General features: G+C 37.2%; 4 protein-coding genes. All 4 read right to left on the bottom strand.

Annotated elements, in window-relative coordinates:
* Positions 1 to 247 precede the first annotated feature (247 nt).
* Positions 248 to 1,021, bottom strand: coding sequence for a CHAD domain-containing protein (locus ACRCJ0_RS10615; RefSeq protein ID WP_431390415.1), 774 nt, complete (start codon positions 1,019 to 1,021; stop codon positions 248 to 250).
* A 119-nt stretch (positions 1,022 to 1,140) separates the two neighbouring features.
* Entirely contained in the window at positions 1,141 to 2,022 is an 882-nt protein-coding gene (locus ACRCJ0_RS10620) for a DUF368 domain-containing protein (protein ID WP_431390416.1), read from the bottom strand.
* A gap of 150 nt (positions 2,023 to 2,172) precedes the next feature.
* Entirely contained in the window at positions 2,173 to 2,826 is a 654-nt protein-coding gene (locus ACRCJ0_RS10625) for a GGDEF domain-containing protein (protein ID WP_431390418.1), read from the bottom strand.
* Positions 2,827 to 2,835: 9 nt separating this feature from the next.
* Positions 2,836 to 3,234: a hypothetical protein gene (locus tag ACRCJ0_RS10630; RefSeq protein WP_431390417.1), complete on the bottom strand. Its 399-nt coding sequence runs from the start codon at positions 3,232 to 3,234 to the stop codon at positions 2,836 to 2,838.
* Between the last annotated feature and the right edge of the window lie 404 nt (positions 3,235 to 3,638).

Genomic DNA, 3,638 nt, shown 5'->3' on the forward strand with positions numbered 1-3,638 from the left:
TAGGATGGTAAAAATGTCGCTTAGACTAGCCGTACTGTAACCAATCCTTCTAGATCTGAAAGATATTGAAGGATTTGGTGATATGTCAGCGAAGTCTGACATTTTAAATTCGACTATGTAAGGTGCGAGTCGCTCGATCCCGATTTTGAATGAGGGTGCAAGGCGCTACATACTTTCAAATAGCAAAAAATCACAAAAAGCAGTTGGAAAATCCAACTGCTTTTTGTGTATTATCTTATTCTTAAATCTATTCCGCGCTTTCGATATCATCGCGAATTTGAATTAATAAATCACGCACATTTTCATCCTTCACTTTATCTGCGTATGCTGTCAGTAAATCATAATTGACATGCGCATCTGTAATTTCACCGAATTCAGATTGAATGGCCTTGGCGTCTTTTCTGTATTGGTTTAAGTCTTTAGAAACCGTATCGTCGAAGTAAGTGGCAGCATACCGCACCTTCTTGGCACTCTTTCTAATTTCGTGGACTGCCTCGTAGTCAGAAATATCCACTGTCTTAAAGGCGTATCGCAATTTTTTATCCTTCTTTTTCAGGCGCTTAAGCGTATACTTTTTCCAGTCTTTCTTATTTTTAAATAGGTCGAGTTCAAGGATTTCTTTCGCATCCTCAATAGCCTGCTGAATGGTGGCGCTATTGCCCTTATTAAAAGTCCGGTTCATTTCTATCCGACGCTCTTTAACGAAGGTGTTAAACAGCTGGTAATAAGCCTCGCTGGTTTCAGGATGATTTACTGCATAATCTTCGCAATAAGCATAAAGCACATCCAATTCACGAAGAGGCCCAAATACGCGCGCTGCTGCACCCAATTGCTGGTTCAACTTGTTATAATGGTCTTTGTCCATACGTTTTTTTATAAAGTTAAGTAGACCACGTAATTCTCGAATTGAAACACGCAAATCGTGGACTAGTTCATCGGAAAATGGGTTGTTCTGATAATCTAGAAATAAGTCCGACACCTTATTTATCTGCTGTTCAAATACTTCATGCCGTTTATTCATTCAAATCACTCCCTTCCCTAGAAATTCGTTTTCTTATAAGTTCATTATACAAAATAAATTATTATCCGTAAAACGAAACAGGCACTCCCTACAAAAGGAAGTGCCTGTTTATAGATGATTTAGTCATTTGAATATTTTTCTTCAATTTTAGAGAACCATAATGAGAAGATTGTCCCTAATACAAAGGCAATCACACACCAAATCAATGTAGTCACGAATGATAAACCAGAATTTGCTAAACCTTCAGCTGAGAAACCTGGGAATACTTGTGTTGGGAATAAAGCAATCGATGAACCAATTACAGTCCCTAAAATAAAGTGATACATTTTAGAGTAGTAATGTTTAAAGGCCCATTCAGCAGCCTTAGCTAAACCAATGACACATAGTAACCCACCTAATCCTAATGGAATAATGACTGAAAAATCAAGAGCTGCGATACCAGCGGCCATTTTGTCATATAAACCAAAATATATTAAGAAATTTGAGGGACTCATCCCTGGTACAATAACCCCTAAACCAATTAAAGCACCTGATAATACCCAGGCGATAAATGATGGTTGTACTTGTGTAATCCCTTGACCACCTAAGAACATGATCAAGAATATGATGACTGCAGTTACTGCAAGCAAGCCTAAGTCAGATGTACTGCGCCCTTCTTTTCCAGCCGACTTAAATAGTGAAGGTAAAGTCCCCACTACGAAGCCGATAAATAAGGTAATAAAAATAGCTGCGTAAAGTCCAAAGGCTTTTTCAACGAAAATTGAGAATACTAAGATTCCTAATAAAAAACCAATTCCAACTGGAATAAAGTAACGGACATTTTTCCAGAAGTTCTCAGTAATATTAGCTAAAAAATTAATAATTTGATCGTACAAGCCGAAAATGACAGCTAGGACTCCACCTGAAAGACCTGGTAGAATTCCTCCTATTCCAACAGCTGCACCCTTCAGAACACGGATAAACCAATCTGCCGAAAAGACGGCATCTTTTTTATTATTCATTTATTCTCCTCTTTCAATTCCTTTTTTTACTAGACAGTTCAATAAGACGAGTCCAGTATACTCTTATCTAATACTCATTGTATCAATCTTTGGGCTGAGAATCATCGTTGAAGGCTAAAAAATGTGAAAGATCCAGTTGAAAATAATCAATTAATCGAAAATCAACCCGCCTTTAGCGTTCACCGTCTGGTTCTTCCCTAGGTGTTTCGCTTGATATAAGGCTTGGTCAGCCCGCAGTAAAGTAATTTTCATATCTTCATGCGGTTTTCTATGGGCCACACCAATTGAAACTGTAATCTTCAAAGGCTCTCCCTCTTCACTAAATAGCGGCATTTCAGCAATCCTGTCATGGATAGATTTGGCTAAATCCAGCGTCTTTTGTCCCGTCCCATCAAAGACTAAACTCACGAATTCTTCCCCACCATACCGGTAATAATCGAATAAATCAGACTTTAAATTATTCAAGACGATGCCTATTTCTTCGAGTGCCTTATCGCCCACAAGATGACCATAGGTATCATTTAAATTTTTGAAATTATCAATATCAAGAATTAATAGCGAATAGGAATGATTACTTTCTGAAATTTTCCCAAGGTCTTCATCTAATTTCCGGGCATTATATAGGGCTGTTAGGCTGTCGTGCACTGAGGATTGGTAGAGTTTGTCTAGATCGTTGGTGAAGTGGTAAGAAAAGTATATGAATACCGATGACAAAACAGCCAGCAATAGGTAAGCTGAAAATACTTGGGCGAGATTTTCTAATCGAATAAGGGACATTGGCGCAGATATAACAATAACCATCATCACTAAAAATCAAAGTTGGAAGAACTCTGAATACTTAGATTTAATACGGTCAAAGAAACCTAAACCCAGCAAGATATAGGCTAAGGCGATTAAGAGGTTTAAACTGGACAAGGTTAAGTCGCCAAAGAAAAAACGACAAATCGTAACCAAGACTATTGTCGGATGGGCAATTTCCTTATCCAAATACACCATGGTATAGGCGAATAGTACCGGCCTGAAGTCGAAACGCACACCTTCAACGATAAAGGATGACATCATCAAGCAAACACCCGCTCCCGTTTGTAAACCAATAAAGAGGTTACGGTTGTTGATTGGATTTCGTCTTTTCTCAATACTATATCGCCAGCGCCAAACAAAATAAATATCCATAAAAATAATTGCCATATTTGCTAAGACATTTACAATCATGCTACCCTCCTATATTCATTAATGTGTATAATATTCCTAATTCAAAATATTACCTTAAAATTTTTATTTAGTCCTGTCTTCACACGAAAACTCATTCCACTAAATATATCACAATTGGTCGGCTGGAAAAAAACTAAAATACTTTTCATGAGAGAAAACTCTTGGAAATTTATCCATTACTTAATTATTAAAATTTCATCTCCCAATTTGGCCATAACTTTACACATAATTAATGATAATAATTTATATTGTTGAAAATTCTGATATGCATGTTTGAAATTATTCGTAAATAAAAAAGCCAACTAAAACGAGTCTAGTTGGCTAATACAATTATTGTTCGCATTTATATTGTGACAGACTAGCGAACACCACCGCCGCCACCTCCACCGAAGGAACCGCCACCT

This window comes from Aerococcus sp. L_32, from assembly GCF_050689315.1.